Source organism: Botrimarina hoheduenensis (genome assembly GCF_007859815.1).
Lineage (GTDB): Bacteria > Planctomycetota > Planctomycetia > Pirellulales > Lacipirellulaceae > Botrimarina > Botrimarina hoheduenensis.
On record NZ_SJPH01000001.1, the window covers coordinates 176099 to 179976 of the forward strand.

The 3878-nt window shown below is 64.9% G+C and carries 4 protein-coding genes and 1 tRNA gene; 3 read left to right on the forward strand and 2 right to left on the reverse strand.

Annotation, left to right across the window (positions count from 1 at the left end; translation table 11 throughout):
- The 3 genes from ald to Pla111_RS00730 form a co-directional block, all read left to right on the forward strand.
- Nucleotides 1-1062 (forward strand): alanine dehydrogenase (gene ald, locus Pla111_RS00720; RefSeq protein ID WP_146571526.1); only part of this gene is annotated, 1062 nt, incomplete at its 5' end.
- A 52-nt stretch (nucleotides 1063-1114) separates the two neighbouring features.
- On the forward strand, nucleotides 1115-2200 hold the full coding sequence (gene mtnA, locus Pla111_RS00725; protein WP_146570417.1) for an S-methyl-5-thioribose-1-phosphate isomerase: 1086 nt from the start codon (nucleotides 1115-1117) through the stop codon (nucleotides 2198-2200).
- Nucleotides 2201-2276: 76 nt separating this feature from the next.
- Nucleotides 2277-2350: transfer RNA gene (locus Pla111_RS00730), tRNA-Ile, on the forward strand.
- Here Pla111_RS00730 and Pla111_RS00735 read toward each other — a convergent pair.
- A complete protein-coding gene (locus Pla111_RS00735; protein ID WP_146570419.1) occupies nucleotides 2348-3595 on the reverse strand; it encodes a tyrosine-type recombinase/integrase in 1248 nt (415 codons plus the stop codon). The two genes, Pla111_RS00730 and Pla111_RS00735, sit on opposite strands and share 3 nt — an antisense overlap.
- Before the next feature lie 62 nt (nucleotides 3596-3657).
- Nucleotides 3658-3878 (reverse strand): hypothetical protein (locus tag Pla111_RS00740; protein ID WP_197524638.1); only part of this gene is annotated, 221 nt, incomplete at its 5' end.

Here is a 3878-nt window from a genome sequence, read left to right on the forward strand (position 1 = left end):
CCTGTCGGGGCCGAGGAGCTTGTCCTGCGGGGCCATCGGGTCTTGGTTCAGCGTTCAGCAGGTGAGGGATCCGGGCTGATCGACGAGGCCTACGCCGAAGTGGGGGCCACGCTGGTTGATACGGCTGCCGAGGTATTCGCCCAGGCCGACCTCATCATCAAGGTGAAAGAGCCCCAGCCCAGCGAGTGGCCGATGATTCGCCCGGGGCAGACCGTCTTCACCTATTTCCACTTTGCCGCCAGCCGCGAGCTGACCGAGGCCATGCTTGCCACCGGGGCCACAAGCGTCGCGTACGAGACGCTCGCCGATGACCAAGGCCGGCTGCCACTGCTAACGCCCATGAGCGAGGTGGCCGGGCGGATGAGCATCCAGGAGGGGGCCAAGTACCTTGAGAAGCCACAGATGGGTCGGGGCATCCTGCTGGGCGGCGTGCCGGGCGTGGCACCGGCGCATATTACGGTCATCGGCGGCGGCGTAGTCGGCGCGAATGCCGCAAAGATCGCGGCCGGGTTTCAGGCGAGCGTGGCGATCCTTGACGTCAACATGGACCGCCTGCGTTATCTAGACGACATCATGCCGGCGAATGTCGATGTGCTCTTCTCCGACCGACACACGATCCGCAAGCAGCTTGAACGCGCTGACTTGGTGGTCGGGGCCGTTTTGATCCCCGGAGCCAAAGCCCCCCAGCTGGTGCGGCGCGAAGACCTTAGCCGCATGAATCCGGGCAGCGTGATTATCGACGTGGCGATCGACCAGGGCGGCTGTATCGAGACCAGCCATCCCACCTCGCACGCCGATCCCACCTACATCGTTGACGACGTGCTGCACTACTGTGTGACCAACATGCCGGGGGCCGTCGGCCGTACGAGCACCTTCGCGCTGTGCAATGTTACGCTGCCCTGGTTGCTGCGAATCGTCGAGCACGGCATCGAGAAGGCGGCAGCCGTATCGGCTCCAATCGCCCGCGCGATCAATCTCTACCAGGGCGAGATCACCAACGAGCCGGTCGCGCAAACCTTCGATTTGCCGTTCAGCAGCCGCTTTGCGTCGACCGCGAAGTAGCAGCCCTAAAGGCCGCCAACGCCCTCCCCGATCCTCACGCAGCGTAAGCCCGATGACCGACTCGCCCGCTCCCCCCGCGAATCCCCTTTCATGGACCGGCGGTGCCGACGGCTTTCTGACGCTGCTCGATCAAACGTTGCTGCCGGGCGAAACCCGCTACATCAACTGTGAGACGGTTGAAGAGGTTTGGCAGGCGATCAAGCGGCTCGCCGTGCGCGGTGCGCCGGCCATCGGCATCGCGGCAGCCTATGGCGTGGTGCTAGCCACACGCGATCAAGCCAGCCGCACCGCTTGCGATGCGGCGATCGAGGCCGCGTGCGATCACTTGGCAACGAGTCGGCCGACCGCCGTCAACCTGTTTTGGGCGCTCGAGCGGATGCGTCGCGTCGCGCACGAGTTCGATCCCGAACAGCTCCCCATCCTGTTGGCCAAGCGTTTGCTCGCCGAGGCCCAAGCCATCCATCAGGCCGACCGTGCCCAGTGTGCCGCGATCGGTCGCTTTGGTGCTGAGCTTCTAGCACCGCTCGGCAAGGGCGCTGGCATTCTCACGCATTGCAACACCGGTGCTCTGGCGACCGGGGGCGATGGCACCGCGCTGGCCGCGATCTTTACGCTGCACGCGCAGGGGCTCGCCCCGCGTGTGTTTGCCGATGAGACGCGTCCACTATTGCAAGGGGCGCGGCTCACCGCCTGGGAACTCATGCAACGCGGCCTGGACGCGACCCTGATCACCGACTCGATGCCGGCTCCGCTGATGCGTGACGGCGTGGTCAAGGCGGTGATTGTCGGTGCCGACCGCATCGCCGCCAACGGCGACGCCGCCAACAAGATCGGCACCTACGGCTTGGCGGTGTTGGCCCGGCACCACGGGGTTCCGTTCTACATCGCGGCACCGAGCACCACATTCGATCTTTCGATCGCCTCGGGCGCTGCGATTCCGATCGAACAGCGCGCCGCCGAGGAGGTCACCGAGCCGATGGGGGTCCGCTTTGCCCCGGCGGGGATCAAGGTCGACAATCCGGCGTTTGATGTGACCCCCGCCGAGTTGATCACCGCGCTGGTGACCGAGCGGGGCGTGATCGAACCGGTGAGCGAGGAATCGATAGGGGCCTTGCTCACCGAAGTGGTTGCCGCGTGAGCGTTGCGGCCCACAGCGCTTGTCACAAGCCGCCAACGGGGCGACAACTACAGACCGCAGCGAGAAGCGAGCCACCGGCCCGGTAGCTCAGTCGGTTAGAGCAGGGGACTCATAATCCCTTGGTCGGGGGTTCGAGTCCCTCCCGGGCTATTGAGAAAAACCCTTTTTTTGTAGGCTTTTCGACTTCCGCCCCGATCGGTTCGACGCCTCCCGGGGGGCCGTGTTACCTGAAATGTTACCTAGAGCGTCCCAAAGAGCCGCCGCCGTGGCTTGAGCGTTCTGCCCCACGTAGTAGGTCATGGTCGTCTCGATCGACGCATGACGCATGAGCGCTTTTAGGTCGCTCGGCATGACGCGCCGCGACCAGCGAGCCCCGAACGCCCGCCGCAGGTCGTGAGCCGATGCAGTCTTGCCCGTTGCAGGATCGACCAGGACGCCAGCCGCTTTGCCGATGCGGCTGATTATCTTGCCGATCTTCAACGAGTCGCGCGCCATCGCTGCTTTGCCGTTGAAAGTGAGGGGTTGGAACACGTAGCCGCTAGCTCGCTGAATCGGCGTCAGCAACTCGACAGCTTCCGGCGCCAGGGGGACTAGCTCCACCTTGCCCGACTTCTGTGACTCGGCATCGAACGCCAGCACGCTCTTACGCCCGTCTAGCATCAGCCAGACGCCGCCGGGGTGTTGTTCCCATCGCAGAGCCATCGCTTCGCCGAGGCGGAGCCCGGACCACCACAAGCCGCGTAGCAGCAGCTTCCACGACTCCGCCGCCTCGGTGCCGACAACCCCTTCGGTGGCGTCAAGCATCCGCTCGAACTCTTCCCCGGTTATCGGTCGCCCCTTCATCTTGGCGACAACGCCACGCTTGGGCATCTCGAATTGAGGGACAGCGGGCAGCAGCCCTTGCCGGTGAGCCCAGCGCGCTACCGCCTTCAAGTGGCGTAGGTGTTGCGCCACGGTTGCTTCGCTCAGTCGATACTTGACGGTCTTGGGTTTACCATCAGCGCCCTTAACGGTCTTTTGCTTCTCGCGGCGTAGCTCAGCGGTGTACGCCGTGACGCGCGCCGTGGTCAGGTCCGCCACCTTGGTCGGTCGGCACAGTCGATCGAAACTGTTGAACGCCTTGGCGTAGTTGGCGATCGACGAACGCCGCAGCGTCGGAAGCCTCGACTCTTCCCAGAACTCGCGGAACTCTTCCCAAATCATGCGCGCGTCACGCTGGTAGCGGCCCGCGCGGAGGTCGGCCTCCCACTGTGCGGCAAGCTTCTCGGCTTGCTTCCGCTGGTTGGTCCCTGCCGATCGGGTCTCTTGCTTGCCCGTCAGCGGGCATCGGAACCTTAGCACCAGGTTCGCCCGGTCGCGGTACTTCACCACGTGAACCACTATCACTTCGGCCATCGTTGCCCCCCCGGGTGATTAGAAAGCGGCCGGGCGAGCACCACGCCCACCGGCCGCGTCGGTTACTTCATCCGCGCGCGGATCGTCCGCAGGCGGTCGTTCTGCACAACGACGCGCTCGAGTAGCTCGAGAGCTCGCTCCTTCGTCACGCGGGCCCCATGCTCGACGCGTGACAGGTCCGCGTACAGCTCGCCCGTCTCACGCTTCACGTCGTCACTCAGGAAGCGCTTCACCCGCAGGGCGTGCAGAGCGGGCCCGCAGCCGATGTACGGCCTCACGTCGG

Bases quoted from the DNA above. Each gene is read 5' to 3' on its own strand.
- mtnA (WP_146570417.1), top strand. From the start codon at position 1,115: ATGACCGACTCGCCCGCTCCCCCCGCGAATCCCCTTTCATGGACCGGC.
- Pla111_RS00735 (WP_146570419.1), bottom strand. From the start codon at position 3,595: ATGGCCGAAGTGATAGTGGTTCACGTGGTGAAGTACCGCGACCGGGCG.